Source organism: Salmonella sp. 741265073_HBA (assembly GCF_046569105.1).
Lineage (GTDB): Bacteria > Pseudomonadota > Gammaproteobacteria > Enterobacterales > Enterobacteriaceae > Salmonella > Salmonella enterica.
Window position 1 is genome coordinate 50,824 of sequence record NZ_JBKFRY010000004.1, and the last position, 18,436, is coordinate 69,259.

The 18,436-nt window shown below is 54.2% G+C and carries 20 protein-coding genes; 10 read left to right on the top strand and 10 right to left on the bottom strand.

The window, feature by feature from the left end; all coding sequences use genetic code 11:
- Positions 1-45 precede the first annotated feature (45 nt).
- The 8 genes from preA to ACLD3P_RS07625 all read right to left on the bottom strand — a co-directional run bounded on the left by preA (position 46) and on the right by ACLD3P_RS07625 (position 7,027).
- Positions 46-1,281 (bottom strand): NAD-dependent dihydropyrimidine dehydrogenase subunit PreA, encoded by a 1,236-nt coding sequence (gene preA, locus ACLD3P_RS07590; protein WP_000956095.1) that lies wholly within the window; start codon positions 1,279-1,281, stop codon positions 46-48.
- A complete protein-coding gene (locus tag ACLD3P_RS07595; RefSeq protein WP_131046446.1) occupies positions 1,275-2,516 on the bottom strand; it encodes an NAD(P)-dependent oxidoreductase in 1,242 nt (413 codons plus the stop codon). Before ACLD3P_RS07595 ends, preA begins: the two co-directional genes overlap by 7 nt.
- A gap of 204 nt (positions 2,517-2,720) precedes the next feature.
- Entirely contained in the window at positions 2,721-2,966 is a 246-nt protein-coding gene (locus tag ACLD3P_RS07600; RefSeq protein WP_000605187.1) for a DUF2542 family protein, read from the bottom strand.
- The gene (gene sanA / locus ACLD3P_RS07605) at positions 2,963-3,682 is read right to left on the bottom strand and encodes an outer membrane permeability protein SanA (RefSeq protein ID WP_000920081.1); all 720 of its coding nucleotides are present in this window, start codon (positions 3,680-3,682) and stop codon (positions 2,963-2,965) included. Before sanA ends, ACLD3P_RS07600 begins: the two co-directional genes overlap by 4 nt.
- Positions 3,683-3,858: 176 nt before the next feature.
- Positions 3,859-4,743: a cytidine deaminase gene (gene cdd / locus ACLD3P_RS07610; protein ID WP_000553526.1), complete on the bottom strand. Its 885-nt coding sequence runs from the start codon at positions 4,741-4,743 to the stop codon at positions 3,859-3,861.
- A gap of 153 nt (positions 4,744-4,896) precedes the next feature.
- Complete coding sequence (locus tag ACLD3P_RS07615) at positions 4,897-5,592, bottom strand: CidB/LrgB family autolysis modulator (protein WP_000989296.1); 696 nt, start codon at positions 5,590-5,592, stop codon at positions 4,897-4,899.
- On the bottom strand, positions 5,589-5,987 hold the full coding sequence (locus tag ACLD3P_RS07620) for a CidA/LrgA family protein (protein ID WP_000045719.1): 399 nt from the start codon (positions 5,985-5,987) through the stop codon (positions 5,589-5,591). The genes ACLD3P_RS07615 and ACLD3P_RS07620 overlap by 4 nt, the downstream gene beginning before the upstream one ends.
- 131 nt (positions 5,988-6,118) lie before the next feature.
- Positions 6,119-7,027 (bottom strand): LysR substrate-binding domain-containing protein, encoded by a 909-nt coding sequence (locus ACLD3P_RS07625; RefSeq protein WP_000024658.1) that lies wholly within the window; start codon positions 7,025-7,027, stop codon positions 6,119-6,121.
- 125 nt (positions 7,028-7,152) lie between these two features.
- On the opposite strand from ACLD3P_RS07625, the gene ACLD3P_RS07630 reads away from it, so the two are divergent.
- The 6 genes from ACLD3P_RS07630 to dusC all read left to right on the top strand — a co-directional run bounded on the left by ACLD3P_RS07630 (position 7,153) and on the right by dusC (position 13,185).
- Positions 7,153-8,511 carry an MFS transporter gene (locus tag ACLD3P_RS07630; RefSeq protein ID WP_000194217.1) on the top strand — a complete coding sequence of 453 codons (1,359 nt, stop codon included), beginning with the start codon at positions 7,153-7,155 and terminating at the stop codon, positions 8,509-8,511.
- A gap of 11 nt (positions 8,512-8,522) precedes the next feature.
- Complete coding sequence (gene gtdA / locus ACLD3P_RS07635) at positions 8,523-9,560, top strand: gentisate 1,2-dioxygenase (RefSeq protein WP_001289857.1); 1,038 nt, start codon at positions 8,523-8,525, stop codon at positions 9,558-9,560.
- Between the two features lie 15 nt (positions 9,561-9,575).
- Positions 9,576-10,277: a fumarylacetoacetate hydrolase family protein gene (locus ACLD3P_RS07640; protein WP_000170621.1), complete on the top strand. Its 702-nt coding sequence runs from the start codon at positions 9,576-9,578 to the stop codon at positions 10,275-10,277.
- Between the two features lie 8 nt (positions 10,278-10,285).
- Positions 10,286-10,930, top strand: coding sequence for a maleylacetoacetate isomerase (maiA, locus tag ACLD3P_RS07645; RefSeq protein WP_000781183.1), 645 nt, complete (start codon positions 10,286-10,288; stop codon positions 10,928-10,930).
- Between the two features lie 14 nt (positions 10,931-10,944).
- Positions 10,945-12,138 (top strand): 3-hydroxybenzoate 6-monooxygenase, encoded by a 1,194-nt coding sequence (locus ACLD3P_RS07650; protein ID WP_000150103.1) that lies wholly within the window; start codon positions 10,945-10,947, stop codon positions 12,136-12,138.
- Positions 12,139-12,246: 108 nt separating this feature from the next.
- On the top strand, positions 12,247-13,185 hold the full coding sequence (gene dusC / locus ACLD3P_RS07655) for a tRNA dihydrouridine(16) synthase DusC (protein WP_131046445.1): 939 nt from the start codon (positions 12,247-12,249) through the stop codon (positions 13,183-13,185).
- 57 nt (positions 13,186-13,242) lie between these two features.
- On the opposite strand, the gene yohP is transcribed toward dusC, so the two are convergent.
- Positions 13,243-13,326, bottom strand: coding sequence for a small membrane protein YohP (gene yohP / locus ACLD3P_RS07660; protein ID WP_000698460.1), 84 nt, complete (start codon positions 13,324-13,326; stop codon positions 13,243-13,245).
- Positions 13,327-13,643: 317 nt separating this feature from the next.
- On the opposite strand from yohP, the gene mdtQ reads away from it, so the two are divergent.
- Positions 13,644-15,080: a multidrug resistance outer membrane protein MdtQ gene (gene mdtQ / locus ACLD3P_RS07665; RefSeq protein WP_001081457.1), complete on the top strand. Its 1,437-nt coding sequence runs from the start codon at positions 13,644-13,646 to the stop codon at positions 15,078-15,080.
- Positions 15,081-15,145: 65 nt separating this feature from the next.
- Entirely contained in the window at positions 15,146-15,907 is a 762-nt protein-coding gene (locus ACLD3P_RS07670; RefSeq protein ID WP_000169608.1) for an SDR family oxidoreductase, read from the top strand.
- Positions 15,908-15,955: 48 nt separating this feature from the next.
- On the opposite strand, the gene ACLD3P_RS07675 is transcribed toward ACLD3P_RS07670, so the two are convergent.
- Complete coding sequence (locus ACLD3P_RS07675; RefSeq protein ID WP_172957606.1) at positions 15,956-16,525, bottom strand: DedA family protein; 570 nt, start codon at positions 16,523-16,525, stop codon at positions 15,956-15,958.
- Between the two features lie 158 nt (positions 16,526-16,683).
- On the opposite strand from ACLD3P_RS07675, the gene ACLD3P_RS07680 reads away from it, so the two are divergent.
- Both ACLD3P_RS07680 and pbpG read left to right on the top strand, forming a co-directional pair.
- Positions 16,684-17,271, top strand: a complete 588-nt coding sequence (locus ACLD3P_RS07680) for a Yip1 family protein (RefSeq protein WP_001017057.1) — start codon at positions 16,684-16,686, stop codon at positions 17,269-17,271.
- 165 nt (positions 17,272-17,436) lie between these two features.
- Positions 17,437-18,384 (top strand): D-alanyl-D-alanine endopeptidase, encoded by a 948-nt coding sequence (gene pbpG, locus ACLD3P_RS07685; RefSeq protein ID WP_000911555.1) that lies wholly within the window; start codon positions 17,437-17,439, stop codon positions 18,382-18,384.
- The last annotated feature ends 52 nt before the right edge of the window (positions 18,385-18,436 follow it).

Genomic DNA, 18,436 nt, shown 5'->3' on the forward strand with positions numbered 1-18,436 from the left:
ATAACCCGGCGCAGCGAAACTGCGCGCCGGGCTTCATACCGGGAGTTACAGCGTTAACGCGTGTTCTTTTTCGCCTTTTTTAAATTTGACCTCGCCTAAATCAATACAGGCGACCGGGCAGACATGACCGCACAGCAGACAACCGACGCATTTTTCCGTATTGCAATGCGGCGTGCGGCTGTGTTCATCCCACTCCATCGCCTGATGGCCGCCGTCATAGCAGGAGATATAGCAACGTCCGCAGCCGACGCATTTCTCCTGATTAATCCGCGGATAGACGATATAGCTGCGATCCAGGTCTTCCGCCGGAATAATATTGCCATTCGCCAGCCCGATCATCTCCTGTAATGAGGCAAATCCCTGATCGGCCAGATAGTGGCTGAGGCCGCTCGCCATATCTTCTACAATGCGATAACCGTATTGCATAATGCCTGTCGTCACCTGTAGGGTCGCCGCGCCCAGCAGCAGAAATTCGGCAGCGTCTTCCCAGGTTTCAATGCCGCCGATACCGCTAATCGGGAAATCGCGCAGTTCAGGGTGCATTCGCAACTGCTGGATAAAACGCAGCGCAATGGGTTTCACCGCTTTTCCTGAATAACCGGAGATACTGGATTTACCGTTAACCACCGGCATCCCGATTTTGCGGTTCAGGTCGATGTTAGTAATGGATTTCACGGTGTTGATGGTGGCGATACCGTCGGCCCCGCCGCGTTTGGCGGCCAGCGCGACTTCGCACATATCGCCAATATTCGGCGTCATTTTCGCCAGCATTGGCAAAGATGAACCGCGTTTTACGGCGCGGCAGTATTTTTCAACCAGTTCCGGGCTTTGCCCTACATCGCTTCCCATGGCGTGCGAGGTCATCTGCGGGCAAGAGAAGTTACACTCAATCATATCCGCGCCGGCTTCTTCAACCAGACGCGCCAGTTCCTGCCACTGCTGCTCATTTTCCCCCATGATGGAAGCAATCAGCACCTTATCCGGATAATCCTGTTTTAGCCGTCGAATGGCGGCCAGATTCTCTTCCAGCGGATGCTCAGCAATTTGCTCCATGTTTTTGAAACCAATAAAACCGGTATCTTCTTTCGTCAGGTGATCAAAACGTGGAGAGACTTCGTTGGCAATAAAAAAACCAATGGTTTTAAAAACGATCCCGCCCCAGCCGGTATCATAGGCTTTGGCGCACATCTCATAACAATTGCCTACCGGAGAAGAAGAAAGACAAAACGGATTGGGAAACTTAACGCCGCAAAAGGTAACAGACAAATCTTTTGTTAACATGAGCAGGCCTCCTCTAAATAATGATGAATAGCCTGAGCGGCTTCTTTTCCGGTTTTTACCGCATAAACGACGGTCTTATCACCTTTAACAATATCGCCAGCGGCAAAGATCGCCGGGTCGTCGGTTTGATAATTGTGCGTGTCGATAATATTACGCTGCGCTTTTATCTCCGCAAAGGCATCCAGTCGCGCGTGCTGCCCCACGGCCAAAATAATATTTTCCGCTTCCAGCGTCAGTTCTCCTGAATGGCGTACATGGTGGAAGGTCACTTTATTTCCGCTGAAGGCGACAGGCGTAAAACCATCAATAATCGATACGCCTAATGCCTGCGTGCTGGTAAATTCTTTTTCGCTGGCGGGGAATTCGGCTAATTCTTCCCGCGCCACGCAGGTGACGGAAGGGCAGCCGAGAATTTTTAACGTACTGGCGACATCCATCGCTACGTCGCCGCCGCCAATAATTAATGCGCTACGCGGAACGCTAATATCGCCGTCGGCCTGACGGGCGCGCTGTAAAAAATCAACGGCAATCTCTACGTGACTGGCTTGCTCAAATAACGGTAAATCAGAGCCACAGGACATCCCGACGGTCATCAGCACGGCGCGATATTCGGCTTTGAGTTGCGCAAGCGATAGCGACCCGCCCACCTCACAATTACATTTAATATTGACGCCCATTTCTACAATGCGGGCAATTTCCTGATCGAGTACGCTTTGCGGCAGACGAAATGCCGGGATGCCGTGACGCAGCCATCCGCCGGGCTGCGGCTGTTTTTCGTAAATGGTGACGTCATAGCCTAAATGCGTGAGCGTCACGCTTGCCTGCAAACCTGCCGGACCCGCGCCAATAATCGCGACTTTCCCGCGTGTTTTACTCCCTGGCTGATAAATCTGCATGGCAGTCTGCTGTTCAAAATCGGTAATAAAACGTTGCAGGCGTGCAATATCAATAGGTTTATCTATTCCAGAACGTGTACATCCGCGCTGGCATAATTTTTCCGTCGGACAGACTCTGGCGCAGACGGCGCCAAGCGCATTATTTTCCCGGATAGTTTCCGCTGCGCCTTTAAAATTGCGAAAGTAAATAGAACGAATAAATTTCCCCGGATCGGTTTGCGCCGGGCAATCCTGACTACAGGGCGCATCGTGACATAATAAACAACGTGAAGCCTCTTTTATTGCCAGTAATGGCGTAAAACCAGGCGTGAGTTCATCCAGATAATTTTGTTGCGGCATATAATCTTCCTTAATGCTTGAATAAATTAAGGCGAAACGCAAATAACGCGTTTTAATGATCTAAAATCTACCGCCAGCCTAAGCATTGAAAGAAGGGTATTCTGTGAAAGAATTCACAAAAAAATGAAACCAGAATGCAAAACAGCATTTGTTCCTTATATCATAATAATAACTATTCTCAATTTTAAAGGGATAATAAATAGATTAACGATAAAAAAGAAGATAAATAATCATTCCAGTAAATAAAAAACCGCAACCGGTATAAAGAAAAAGATAAGACCAATATTGTACGGGATCGGCATGGCGATAGACATAAACTGGTTTTCGCGCATTTTTGACAACTTTATCTACCGCGCCGGTTCGCCAGCCTTTCCAGGCCTCACGGAAGCAAAAAAGCGGGAGTAGCAGAAAGGCTAATATGACAAATATCGTCTGTACATCCATGATCATTTCCCTTTTTTCTTTTCCAGTTCAAGCAATTGTTCCGGCGTAACTGCCGGATACCCCTGGGCGTCATTCGGCACCTGATGCTGCGTGGGGATAGGTACCAGCGGGCCTAAAAAACGCGGTTCGCGTTTAAAAATATAGAGATCCGCCAGCGCGCTAAAGCGGGCGCCAAATTCGCGCAGGCGCACTGTCAGCATATTTTTGGGCGAAGGTACCGCGTAACACTGCGCCTGAATGCCCATATGCAACGCAATAAACAAGGCGCGCTCGCAGTGGAAGCGCTGAGTGATGATAATAAAGTCGTTGGTATCAAACACTTTGCGGGTACGCACAATGGAGTCAAGCGTACGGAAGCCAGCGTAATCAAGCACAATGTCCGCAGGATCGACGCCCGCCGCGATAAGGTCTTTGCGCATGGTCATCGGTTCGTTATAGCTTTGCAGGGCATTGTCGCCGCTGAGCAGCAGGTAATTGACTTTACCGCTATTGTAAGCGTTTAACGCGCCCTGAATACGGTAACGATAGTACTGATTAATGACACCCTTGCGATAGTATTTGGCCGTCCCTAACACGACGCCAACCTGGCGGTAGGGGAGATCCTGTAGCTCGTCATAGATATAGGGCGCTGTTTTCCAGCTCATCCACCGATCGAGGCCAAGCACCGTCAACAGCAGCAAGCCTACCAGGACCAACAGGCTGTAAAACACGCGCTTTAACATGCAGGAAACTCGATACCAGGATGAAAGTACGATCAGGCTACTGTACCCGAAGACGTAGCGCAAGAAACCGCCGTCTGATTGCGGAGATTTTCAGCATGATTTCCCTTGTATCGGGTCGCGGGAGAGGAGAGTCAGGCCGGATAAGACGTCAGTGCGTCGCTATCCGGCACATTTGCTTAGCCGAGAAGCACGCGGTCAATATTATGGCAACCTAACGCTTTCAGCGTTGCGGCGGTGGCATCCCATTGAATTAATGCCGCATCGCCTTTTTCCGCCAGAATCGCGCGCTGAATATCCGCATAGTCATAGCCATTGAGACTCAGCAGGTTTAGCGCGCCTTGCAGTGGGGGAAGCGTAGGGTTAAAGGCGGCGTTTTCCGCATAGCTGCCGGTGAAAATACGGCCATCTTTACATTCCAGCGCCACGCCGCTCGGTGAGTGGCTATAAGGCATATGGCTCTTATTGGCTGCCGTAATCGCCGCTTGCGTTAGCGTATCGCCCGTTAACGTAAAGCCATGATCCTGCTCGTCCATCAGCAGCGTTTTGATCTCCAGATCTTTTGGCCCGAAAGCGTCAGGCAGATAATCGCGTAACGTATGCGGCGCGCGGCCCGGCAGATGAATGCGCAGATCCAGACCGCTGTTCAGCTCGTTCATAAACTGGCGACAGTGGCCGCAAGGCGTGTAGTTAACGGTGACGGCGGCGAGCCCTTTTTCGCCGCGTAGCCAGGCGTGGCTAATCGCGCTTTGTTCAGCATGCACAGTTTGTTGCATGGTGGCGCCCAGGAACTCCATATTCGCGCCGAAATACCAGTTGCCGCTAACGCCGCGCGCAATCGCGCCGACGTTAAAATGGGACAAATCGGTACGGGCGCAGGCCGCCGCCAGAGGTAACAGTGCGAAAGCCAGCGCGTCTTCGTCCAGTCCCGCCGTATTTTTAAGCGTCGAGACCTGCTCTGCGGTCAGCATGGCGGGAAAATGGTGGTCCGCCAGGATAGGGGCCAGCGCTGATTGCAAATTATCCGCAAGCTGGGCAAAAGCAGTTTGAAAACGTGGATGCATGGCGTTGCCTCATAACAATGTAATGGAACCGTAGTTTACGGGCCTGCTATGTCTTAATATGTGATCTAAATCTCATTGCTTATGCAACTTGTGAAACTTAAATGAAAAATGCGCGACGTATCGCAAATTTTAACCCGGTCTTTTGTCCCGTCGTTAGCGCATTACCGCCAGAATGAGCGGAAACAAAAAGGGCGCTACCAACGAGGTAATAATGCCGCAGATCACCAGCGCCAGGGAGCTAAACGCGCCTTCCTGGTAATCCAGCTCGGCGCAGCGCGCAGTACCGAGCGCATGTGAGGCGGTCCCCATTGCCAGCCCGCGTGCGGCCTTAGTACGGATGTGCATCGCGTTTAACAGCGTGTGGCCAAACACCGCGCCCAGAATACCGACAAAAATTACGCATACCGCGCTGATCGCGGGGATGCCGCCGATGCTGCCGCCCACCGCCATCGCGATAGGCGTAGTCACGGATTTAGGCAGTACCGATGCCGCGATTTCAGGCGTTGCGCCCATCAGCAAGGCAACGGATGTCCCGGTAATCATCGCTACCAGACTGCCGACAAAACAGATGCTAATAATGGATTTCCAACGCGCGCGAATCTGGTGCAATTGTTCATAAAGGGGATAGGCCAGCGCCACTACCGCTGGTTGCAGCAGATCGTTAAGTACTTCGCTGCCTTTGAAGTAGTGCTCGTAGGGAATACCGGTCAGCAACAGAAAAGGAATAATGACTACCATTGCCACCAGCAGCGGATTCAGCAACGGCATTTTAAAATGCGCCGCCAGTCTGCGGGCGGCGAAAAATACCGCCAGCGTCAGCGGTAACGACCACCAGATATATGTCATCATTTTTTCGTTCCCTTCTGCCCAACCACTTTACGCTCACCGTGTATCAGATGTGAACTCCAGCTTACGACCACAAAAACGACCAGCGTACTGATAGCGCAAGAGACCACCACCGGGCCGAATTGCGCGCGCAGTAAATCAAAATATTGCATGACCCCAACGCCAATCGGCACAAACAGCAACGCCATATAACGAATCAGCACATAACAGCCGGGGTTAACCCACTTTGCCGGCAGAATTTGCAGCGCCAGCAACACAAACAGAATTAACATCCCGATAATGCTGCCGGGAATAGTGATAGGAAGCAGTGATGCAAGAAAAATGCCTGCGTACAAACAGGCATAAATCAATACAAAAGCGCGTATATATTGCCAGATAATATTCAGTGACTTACTCATGTTTAAAGCCCTTGATGAGATGGATTCATCATACAATTAAACGTTAAAACGTGCTACCGATCACATCATGAATTCTTAGCATAGTGGGTATAGACAGCAGGAACATCGGGCAATGCCCCTGGTCGGCGGCGTTAAACCTGGGCTAAAAAATACAAAAAGCGACTCAGGGCCAAAGACGGCGTCTCATTCTTACGCCAGAACATCCCTACGCTGCCTTTTTGCTCAATTTTTGGCAAGTTTAAAATCGCCAGTTGCCCCTGGCTGGCATAGCGTTGCGCCAGCCGTAAAGAAAGAATAGAGATCATATCGCTGCTTTGCAGCAAATTGGTGCTGACGTTCATTGACGCCGATTCAATGGTGTTTTCCGGGAGCATGACGCCATTATCGACGAGGGCGTTATCAATACTGATGCGAATAGGGGTGCCGGTTGGCCAGACTATCCACCGCCAGTGCGCCAGATCGCTCCAGGCGATCTGCGCTCGCGCGGCCAGCGGATGGTGCGGACGCGCCACAAAGCAGACCGGCTCGGTATAAAGTACCTGATAATTAAGCGGCAGTTGCAGGGCGCGGCCGCCGACACGCCCTACCACCACATCCACCTGACCGGCAAGCAAATCGTGCAGCAGCGGCGTCATTACCTTCTCTTCAATATTCAGATGCAGCGTCGGCATTTCGTTAAGCAGGCTCAGAATCGCCTGTGATACGCAGTCAGTCGCCACGGGCGAACAGCCGATCTTCAGGCTGCCAACCAGGCCGCCCTGCTTGAAACGGGCGATTTCATACTGTGAACGCTCCAGATCGTTAATTAGGCGCTGGGCGTGCTGGAGCAGTAATTTACCGCCTTCCGAGGGCCGTAGCCCTTTACTGTGGCGCTCAAAAAGCGTGATGCCTATCTCATCTTCGAGTTGAGATAACCACTTCGATAGCGCCGGCTGGGAGATATTCATCATCCGGGCGACGTGCGTCAGGTTGCCCTGTTCGCCCAGCGCAACCAGCGTTTGTAGGTGATGTAATTTCAATTTCTGCGCCCAGTTCGCCATTCGCTATAACCTCCAGGTTATGTCTCTGCCTGAAAAGCCATTGTACATTTTATCGCTCACTCTACAAACTCGTAACATAGCAAACATAAAAACAACATCTATCTCCCTGCACTGAGGCATTAGCTATGACTCAACGACGTGATCTACAAGCCCTTATTGATGCCGCGCCCGTCGGCAAAATGCAGTGGCGCGTTATCATCTGCTGTTTTCTGGTGGTTATGCTCGACGGTTTCGACACCGCCGCGATTGGCTTCATCGCCCCGGATATTCGTACCCACTGGCAGCTAAGCGCCAGCGAACTTGCGCCGCTGTTTGGCGCAGGGCTGCTGGGGCTTACGGCCGGCGCGCTGCTATGCGGGCCGCTGGCGGATCGCTTTGGCCGCAAGCGGGTCATTGAGCTTTGCGTGGCGCTATTCGGCGCATTGAGCCTGCTTTCCGCTTTCTCGCCGGATATAGAAACCCTGGTGTTGCTGCGCTTCTTAACCGGTCTGGGACTGGGCGGAGCGATGCCGAATACCATCACCATGACGTCGGAATACCTTCCCGCTCGTCGACGCGGAGCGCTGGTCACGCTGATGTTCTGCGGTTTTACCCTGGGGTCGGCGATGGGTGGGATTGTGAGCGCGCAACTGGTGCCGCTGATTGGCTGGCACGGAATTCTGGCGCTAGGCGGCATCTTGCCTTTGATGCTGTTTTTCGGCCTGCTGTTCGCGCTGCCGGAATCTCCCCGCTGGCAGGTACGTCGCCAACTACCGCAAGCCGTTGTCGCCCGGACGGTCAGCGCCATTACCGGCGAGCGCTATCACGATACGCACTTCTTTCTGCATGAGACGGCAGCCGTCGCCAAAGGCAGTATTCGCCAGCTTTTTGCCGGGCGACAGCTTGTCATTACCCTGATGTTATGGGTGGTGTTCTTTATGAGCCTGCTCATTATCTATCTGCTTTCCAGCTGGATGCCGACGTTACTTAACCATCGCGGTATTGATCTGCAACAGGCGTCGTGGGTGACTGCCGCATTCCAGGTTGGCGGCACGCTTGGCGCGCTGTTACTCGGCGTGTTGATGGACCGGCTTAACCCGTTCCGGGTTCTGGCGGTGAGCTATGCGCTGGGCGCGGTTTGCATTGTCATGATAGGCCTGAGCGAAAACGGCCTTTGGCTGATGGCGCTGGCGATTTTTGGTACCGGCATCGGTATTAGCGGTTCCCAGGTAGGGCTTAATGCTCTGACGGCGACGCTGTACCCCACCCAAAGCCGGGCGACGGGCGTGAGCTGGTCGAACGCCATTGGACGCTGCGGGGCGATTGTCGGTTCGCTCTCCGGCGGCATGATGATGGCCCTCAATTTCTCTTTCGATACATTGTTTTTTGTCATTGCTATTCCGGCGGCTATCAGCGCGGTAATGCTTACCCTGCTGACGGTGGTTGTCCGCCTTTCGATTTCTGTACCTGACGACCTGCCACGTGCCAGCGTCGTAAACGAATAAGGAGAATCTCCATGTCTGAAATAAATCAGAACGTAAAAGATAGCCGTCAACAGTATTACCAGCATATTTCCGGGCAGAATCTGACGCCGCTGTGGGAATCGTTACATCACCTGGTACCGCAGACGCCAAACGCCAACTGCGCGCCGGCCTACTGGAATTATCAGGAAATTCGTCCGCTACTGATGGAAAGCGGCAATGTCATTGGCGCGAAAGAGGCGATCCGCCGGGTGCTGGTGCTGGAAAATCCGGCATTGCGCGGTCAGTCGTCGATCACGGCGACCTTATACGCTGGTTTACAGCTGATCCTGCCCGGCGAAGTCGCGCCGAGTCATCGCCATAACCAGTCGGCGCTGCGTTTTATCGTCGAAGGTAAAGGCGCATTTACCGCGGTGGACGGCGAGCGCACGCCAATGCATACCGGCGATTTTATCCTGACGCCGCAGTGGCGCTGGCACGATCATGGTAATCCGGGGTCAGAGCCGGTGGTATGGCTGGATGGTCTGGATCTGCCGTTAGTCAACCTCTTGGGCTGTGGGTTTGCGGAAGACTATCCCGAAGATCAGCAGCCGGTGACGCGAAAAGAGGGCGATTATCTGCCGCGCTATGCAGCGAATATGCTGCCGCTGCGCCACCAGCGCGGGAACTCGTCGCCGATTTTCAACTACCGTTACGACCGCAGCCGCGAGGCGCTGCACGATCTGACCCGTATGGGCGATCCGGATGAGTGGGAAGGTTACAAGCTGCGTTACGTTAATCCCGTTACCGGCGGTTATCCGATGCCGTCAATGGGCGCGTTCCTGCAATTGCTGCCAAAAGGCTTTGCCTCGCGTGTGGCGCGGAGCACCGACAGCACTATCTACCACGTCGTTGAAGGGGCTGGGCAGGTCACTATCGGCAACGAAACTTTTCATTTTTCCGCAAAAGACATTTTTGTGGCGCCGACCTGGCATGAGGTGTCGTTTCGCAGCAGCGAAGACACGGTGTTATTCAGCTTTTCGGACAAGCCGGTTCAGGAAGCCCTGGGGCTGTTCCGCGAAGCACGTTATTAATTAGGGAGAGAGAACATGACCAAATATGTATTCCAGCCGCAGGCCCCGGTGACAGTACCCGTGGCGGGCAGTGATGAGCAGTTTCCGGTACGTCGCGTTTACTGCGTGGGTCGCAACTATGCCGCCCATGCCCGTGAAATGGGCTTTGATCCCGATCGCGAACCGCCGTTCTTCTTTTGTAAACCAGCGGACGCTGTCGTCCCGGTAGCGGCGGGGGATACCCTGGAACTGCCGTATCCGGCGCAGACCGATAACTACCATTATGAAATTGAGCTGGTGGTGGCGATTGGTAAAAAGGGGAGCGATATTCCGCTCGAAAAAGCCCATGAATATGTCTGGGGATACGCCACCGGTCTGGACATGACGCGTCGCGATCGTCAGATGGAAATGCGTCAGATGGGACGCCCGTGGGAAATTGGCAAAGCGTTCGATCTCTCCGCGCCCATTGCGCCATTACACAAAGCCGCTGAAACGCATAATGTGGATAACGCCCCTATTTGGCTACAGGTTAACGGCGAAGACCATCAGCGCAGCGATATTCGTCATCTGATTTGGTCGGTGAATGAAACCATCAGCTATTTGTCCGGCTTCTTTGAATTGCAGCCAGGCGATTTGATTTTCACCGGTACGCCAGAGGGGGTGGGCGCAGTGGTGAAAGGGGATGTCATCACCGGGAACGTAGAAGGTCTGACGCCGATTGCTGTGAAAATTGTCTGAGGTGAACGATGAAGCTGTACAGTTTCTTTAATAGTTCGGCGTCTTATCGTGTACGTATTGCGCTGGCGTTAAAGGGGATTGATTACCAGACGGTGGGCGTCAATATTCGTATCGGCCAGCAGAATGCGCTGGCCTACCGACGGATGAATCCGGTAGGCCTGGTGCCGACGCTGGTCACTGATGACGGCGAATCGTTGGGGCAATCGCTGGCCATCGTCGACTGGCTGGACCGACATTTTCCGCAAACGCCGCTGCTGCCGACGAGCGACCCGGCGCGCAGCCAGGCGCTGGAAATTGTCTACGCTATCGCCTGCGATATACACCCAATCAATAACATGCGCGTGTTGCGCTACCTGACCGATGAGCTGAAGGTTAGCGAAGAGGATAAAAAACGCTGGTACGCCCACTGGATACAGCAAGGGTTAAGCGCGGTAGAGCAGCTATTGCGTAAAAGTCAGTCCGGACGATTCTGCGTGGGCGACGCGCCTGGACTTGCGGACTGCTGCCTGATTCCTCAGTGGGCGAATGCGCTCAGGATGGGCTGCGATTTATCAGGCTATCCGCGCTGTAAAGCCGTTTATGACGCCTGCGTACAGCTACCGGCGTTTATTGCCGCCGCGCCGGAAAATCAACAAGATAAAATCCCGGCCTGAAAAGGAGAATGACCATGACTCACGTGACAAGCGCAATTATTGTAGGTGGCGGAATCGGCGGCGCGGCGACCGCGCTGTCGCTGGCGCGCCAGGGAATAAAAGTCATGCTGTTGGAAAAAGCGCACGAAATTGGCGAGATTGGCGCGGGTATTCAGCTTGGGCCGAACGCTTTTTCGGCGCTGGATAGTCTCGGTGTGGGCGATGTTGCCCGCCAGCGTGCGGTGTTTACCGATCACATTACCATGATGGATGCCGTGAATGCCGAAGAAGTGGTATGCATTGAAACCGGACAGGCGTTCCGCGACCATTTTGGCGGGCCGTATGCGGTAATTCACCGGGTAGATATTCATGCAACGGTATGGGAAGCGGTGCTGACGCACCCTGGCGTGGAGTATCGTACCTCGACCCATATTGTCGATATCCGCCAGACGCCGGATGACGTTACGGTGTTTGATGAGCAGGGAAATAGCTGGACGGCGGATATTCTCGTGGGCTGCGACGGCGTTAAATCGGTCGTGCGGCAAAGTTTACTCGGCGACGCGCCGCGCGTAACGGGGCATGTAGTTTATCGGGCGGTGATTGATTGCGACGATATGCCGGACGATTTACGTATTAACGCACCGGTGCTGTGGGCAGGCCCGCATTGTCACCTGGTTCATTATCCGCTGCGCGGAGGCCAACAGTACAATCTGGTGGTGACATTCCACAGCCGCCAGCAAGAAGAGTGGGGCGTGAAAGACGGCAGTAAAGAAGAGGTGCTCTCTTATTTTGCCGGCATTCATCCCCGCCCGCGCCAGATGCTGGATAAGCCGACCTCCTGGCGCCGCTGGTCGACCGCCGATCGCGAGCCGGTCGCGAAATGGGGAACCGAGCGTATCACTCTGGTGGGCGACGCCGCGCATCCGGTGGCGCAATATATGGCCCAGGGCGCCTGTATGGCGCTGGAAGACGCCGTCACGCTAGGCAAAGCGCTGGAACGCTGCGACGGCGACGCGCAGCAGGCATTTGCGCTGTATGAGTCGGTGCGCATTCCCCGCACGGCGCGTATCGTCTGGTCTACCCGCGAGATGGGGCGTCTCTATCACGCCGCCGGGGTAGAGCGTCAGGTACGTAATCTGCTGTGGAAAGGGAAGTCGCAGGAGGCGTTTTATCGCGGTATCGAATGGCTGTACGGCTGGAAAGAAGATAACTGTCTTGAGCCGCGTTGAGCGCCTTACGTGACGTAGCGTGGCGTTTGCGCCGCCACCCGGCAAAAAGTTTTGCTCATCGCAGAGAGGCGTTATGATAGCGCCTCTTTTTTTGCTGTGGATACCGATATGCGTGTTTTACTGGCGCCGATGGAAGGCGTGCTCGACGCGTTAGTGCGCGAGCTGCTGACCGAAGTGAATGATTACGATCTCTGCATCACCGAATTTGTGCGCGTGGTGGATCAGCTGCTGCCGGTAAAAGTGTTTCATCGCATCTGCCCGGAGTTGCTTCACGCCAGCCGCACGCCGTCCGGCACGCCGGTGCGTATTCAGCTTCTGGGCCAGCATCCGCAGTGGCTGGCGGAAAACGCCGCGCGGGCGACGGTGTTGGGATCGTATGGCGTGGACCTGAACTGCGGCTGTCCGTCAAAAGTGGTGAACGGCAGCGGCGGCGGCGCGACATTGCTCAAAGATCCCGAACTCATCTATCAGGGCGCGAAAGCGATGCGGGCCGCGGTACCGTCGCATCTTCCGGTGACGGTAAAAGTGCGTCTCGGCTGGGATAGCGGCGATAGAAAATTTGAAATCGCCGATGCGGTGCAGCAGGCCGGCGCCAGTGAACTGGTGGTGCATGGTCGTACCAAAGCGCAGGGCTACCGCGCCGAGCATATCGACTGGCAGGCGATCGGCGAAATACGCCAGCGTCTGACTATTCCGGTTATCGCTAATGGCGAAATCTGGGACTGGCAGAGCGCGCAGGCATGTATGGCGACCAGCGGCTGCGATGCGGTGATGATTGGCCGTGGGGCGTTAAATATTCCTAACCTGAGCCGGGTGGTGAAGTATAACGAACCGCGTATGCCGTGGCCGGAAGTGGTGACGTTATTACAAAAATATACCCGGCTGGAAAAGCTGGGCGATACCGGTTTATACCATGTCGCGCGTATTAAACAGTGGTTGGGATATTTACGTAAGGAATATATTGAGGCGACGGAACTCTTTCAGTCGATTCGGGCGTTAAACCGTTCATCCGAGATTGCGCGGGCGATTCAGGCTATTAAAATCTAATCTCTACAGCGTCCAGAACGTGTGCCGGGCAGCTACTATCGCTGCCCGGCGCAGGAATCAGAAAATCATCTTAAACACGCCCGTTACCACCAACAGCCCAATCAGAAAAATAATTAAGATTGCCCATAGAAGAATTTTCATTGTTTGTCCCTTTATTGGTAAATACAAACAAAGTATAGGAAAGTATTAAGCCATCTGCTGCTTTGTTGGGCGCGGCGACGTTTAACTCATGAAGGCTGCTGGCGCGTATTGCAGCAAAATCGTTCATTTATGAACGGGTTAGTGGGACTTTACATTGAAGTATTACATCAAAAAATGTATCAGATGAAATTATTTGCTAATAATATAAATTTCAAAATATGTCTTTTGTTGTCTGATGATGTATTGCCACGCGTAACTAAAAAATAGATCGCCGTAAGACGTACTCTCTGCGCACCTTTTTTTATCAGAACACCTCCATGAATCGTAATTCTTTCCTTGCCGCGACAGCGAGCTTACCGCTTTTTATTTTGCTGGCGGGCTGCGCCCCCATGCACGATACCCGCCAGTCGCTGACCCAGCAGACGCCCTCTTCTCATGTTGATTCCAGCCTGCCGGCGGCATTGAAAAACGGTTGGCCGGATAGCCAGTGGTGGAAGGCGTATCACGATGCGCAGCTTGACGCGCTGATCGATAATGCCATACAGCATTCGCCGGATATGCAGGTGGCTGAACAGCGTATTCAACTGGCGGAAGCGCAGGCGAAAGCGGTTGAGGCGCAGGACGGCCCGCAGCTCGACTTTTCTGCCGACATTGAGCGCCAGCGAATGTCCGCAGAAGGGCTGATGGGGCCATTCGCAATTACCGACCCCGCGGCGGGAACGACCGGGCCGTGGTATACCAACGGTACATTCGGCCTGACGGCGGGCTGGGATCTGGATTTATGGGGGAAAAACCGCGCTGAAGTTACCGCGCGGATCGGGGCGGTCAAAGCGCGCGAAGCGGAGCAGGAGCAGACCCGACAATTGCTGGCAAGCGGCGTGGCGCGACTCTACTGGGAGTGGCAGACGCAGGCGGCGCTGAAAAATGTGCTGATGCAAATCGAGCATGAGCAGCAAAACGTGGTGACGGTAAACCGGGAGCTGTATCAACACGGCATTACTTCTTCTGTTGAAGGGGTCGAGACCGATATCGACGCCAGCAAAACCCAGCAGCAGCTGAATGACGTTAACGGTAAAATGAAGGTTATTGAAGCGCGGCTCAGCGCGTTAACCAATACGCAATCGGCGGCGCTCAAGCTGCGTCAGGTGAGTCTCCCCGCCGTTGAAAGCCAGTTACCGTCGCAACTGGGGTATTCGTTGCTGGCGCGCCGGGCGGATCTACAGGCCGCGCACTGGTACATTGAATCCTCGTTGAGCAGCATTGACGCCGCGAAGGCCGCGTTTTATCCCGATATCAATCTGATGGCTTTTTTACAGCAGGATGCGTTACATCTGAGCGATCTGTTCCGCCATTCCGCACAGCAATATGGCATTACCGGCGGGCTGACGCTGCCGATTTTCGACAGCGGCAGGCTGAATGCCAACCTCGATATCGCCAAAGCGCAAAGCAACCTTTCTATCGCCAACTACAACAAAGCGGTGGTAGATGCGGTTAATGATGTGGCGCGCGCCGCCAGTCAGGTAGAGACGCTGGCGCAGAAAAATCAGCATCAGCAGCAGATTGAGCATGACGCGCAGCGTGTGGTCGGTCTGGCGCAAGCGCGCTTTAATGCCGGCATTATTGCGGGTTCCCGCGTGAGCGAGGCCAAAATCCCGGCACTGCGCGAGCAGTGTAACGGCTTGCTGTTGCAGGGCCAGTGGCTGGATGCCTCTATTCAGCTTACCAGCGCGCTGGGCGGCGGTTATCATTCCTGATTTTTCCGGATAATTCAGACAGGGTTCCTATACTTAGGCTGTGTATGATTCATCCGGAGAGGAATATGACCAAAGTCGCAATTGTAACGGCATCAGATTCGGGAATTGGCAAAGCGTGTGCGTTGTTATTAGCACAAAACGGTTTTGATATTGGTATCACCTGGCATTCTGATGAACGCGGCGCGCAGGAGACGGCGAAAAAAGCGGCGCAGTTTGGTGTGCGGGCAGAGACCATTCATCTTGACCTGAGCCAGTTACCCGAGGGCGCGCAGGCCATTGAACATCTTATTCAGCGCCTGGGGCGCGTTGACGTGCTGGTCAATAATGCCGGGGCGATGACCAAATCCGCGTTTATTGATATGCCGTTTACGCAGTGGCGGCAAATTTTTACCGTGGACGTCGATGGCGCGTTTCTCTGCGCGCAGATCGCCGCCCGGCATATGATTAAACAAGGAGAGGGAGGGCGCATTATCAACATCACCTCCGTCCATGAGCATACGCCGCTTCCGCAAGCCAGCGCCTATACCGCGGCGAAACATGCGCTGGGCGGATTGACTAAATCCATGGCGCTGGAACTGATTGAGCATCATATTTTGGTCAACGCCGTCGCGCCAGGCGCTATCGCCACGCCGATGAATGATATGGATGACAGCGACATTGAGCCGGGATCGGAACCCTCGATCCCTATCGCCCGACCGGGTTCTACGCATGAAATAGCCAGCCTCGTCGCCTGGCTGTGTTCGGAAGGCGCAAGCTATACCACCGGTCAGTCGCTGATTGTCGACGGCGGGTTTATGCTGGCGAATCCGCAATTCAACGCAAAATAAACGCCGGGTGCCGGATGGCGGCGTTATGCCATCCGGATACCATCGGGTTTAACGGGCCTCCGCTTTGCCGCGTCTTTTCAGCCACCAGCGCACGCCCACCACCAGGACGATGGCCAGAATCAGCCAGACCCCATGCCTGAGATGCTGATCGAGGTCGTGCAGCCATGGCGCGATCATCTCGCCGCCAAGATATCCCAGCGTGGTAAACAGCAGCGCCCAGATCAGCGCGCCTACAATATTCAGCGGCAGAAAAATTTTAGGCGGCAGGCGGCTGGCGCCAATCAGCAACGGGCCAACCACCCGGAAGCCATACATAAAACGCGTGCCGATCACAAACAGATACGGATGGCGTTGGATCATTTTCTGCGCGCGACGAATCTTCGTATGATAACGCGGGAAACGACGCAGGATCTTCCCGCCATAGCATCGTCCTAACAAGTAAAGTAGCTGATCGCCCATCATCCCTCCCAGCGCGACGGCCGCCGCCACCAGCGGAAACTTGAGCAATCCCTGATGCGCCGCGACGCCCCCCAACAGGGTAACGGTTTCACCTTCGGCCATACTGCCGATAACCAGCGCCGCATAGCCATAATGCGTAATAAGCGTGTTGATATCCATGCGTAAACCACCTCCGGCATTAAGCATACACCCTGGCAAGAGGCGTGCGTGGCAAAGCCGACGTTTTGCCGGAGACTATTTCGCTGTTGTTCATAAAATAACCAGAAACTGAATTATACTTGAACATACTGGCATCTGAGGCAGCAGAAGGGGGCAGTATGAACCATGTATGGGGGCTTTTTTCCCATCCCGATCGGGAAATGCAGGTGATCAAAAGCGAAAACGAAACCGTTTCGCATCACTATACGCACCATGTTTTGCTGATGGCGGCGATTCCCGTCGTCTGCGCCTTTATCGGCACGACGCAAATCGGCTGGAATTTTGGCGACGGCAACGTGTTACAACTCTCGCTGTTTACCGCTTTTGCGCTGGCGGTCTTGTTCTACGGCGTGATGCTGGCGGGCGTCGCGGTGATGGGACGCGTCATCTGGTGGATGGCGCGAAACTATCCGCAACGGCCATCGCTTGCGCGCTGTATGGTTTTTGCCGGCTATGTCGCGACGCCGCTGTTTTTAAGTGGTCTGGTGGCGCTCTATCCCCTGGTATGGCTATGCGCTTTGGTCGGCGCTGTCGCGCTCTTTTACACCGGCTATTTGCTGTATTTGGGTATTCCGACTTTCCTTAACATTAATAGAGAGGAAGGATTAAGCTTCTCCAGTTCGACGCTCGCTATCGGCGTGCTGGTCCTGGAGGTGCTACTGGCGATCACCGTGATCCTGTGGGGATACGGCTACCGCCTGTTCTGATGCGAAAAAGGGCTGGCGCAAAAGCCAGCAATGCAGCATTTGCTGACGATTCTTCTGTAGCGGCAACGCTGGCGTGCCGCTATGATGCCACTGCTAGCTTGAGTATAATCTTAGCTCAGGCGGTGTGCGTTACGACGCGCGTGAATCATTATCAGAAATCTCATCATGCTGAAATTCCGAGCTTCATTCCTGAGCCTTGCTCTGATGTTGGCCGTACCTTTTGCCCCGCAGGCCGTGGCGAAAACGGCAGCGACAACCGCGGCGTCTCAACCTGAGATTGCCTCCGGTAGCGCAATGATTGTTGATCTCAACACCAATAAAGTGATCTATTCGAACCACCCGGATCTGGTGCGTCCGATTGCCTCGATAACCAAATTAATGACGGCGATGGTCGTGCTCGACGCGCGATTGCCGCTGGATGAAATACTGAAGGTCGATATCAGCCAGACGCCGGAAATGAAAGGGGTTTACTCCCGCGTGCGCCTGAACAGCGAAATTAGCCGCAAAAATATGTTGCTGCTGGCGTTGATGTCATCCGAAAACCGTGCGGCGGCAAGCCTGGCGCACTATTATCCCGGCGGTTATAACGCGTTTATTAAAGCGATGAATGCGAAGGCGAAAGCGTTGGGCATGACGCATACCCGCTTCGTTGAGCCGACGGGGCTGTCGATTCATAACGTCTCGACCGCGCGGGATTTAACAAAACTGCTGATTGCCACGAAGCAATACCCGCTGATTGGCCAGCTAAGCACCACGCGCGAAGACATGGCGACATTCTCGCATCCGGCGTATACGCTGCCGTTTCGCAATACCAACCATTTGGTCTACCGTGATAACTGGAATATCCAGTTAACGAAAACCGGTTTTACCAATGCGGCGGGGCATTGCCTGGTGATGCGTACCGTGATCAATAACAAACCGGTCGCGCTGGTGGTCATGGACGCGTTCGGCAAATATACCCACTTTGCGGACGCCAGTCGCCTGCGTACATGGATTGAAACCGGTAAAGTCATGCCCGTTCCGGCTGCCGCGCTGAGCTATAAAAAGCAAAAAGCCGCGCAAATGGCGGCAGCCAGCGCCAGCGCCGGAGCGCAAACCGCACAGAACGATTAAGTCGCCGCAGGCCCGGCAGGCATCGCGCCGCCGGGCATTCACGGTAAACCGC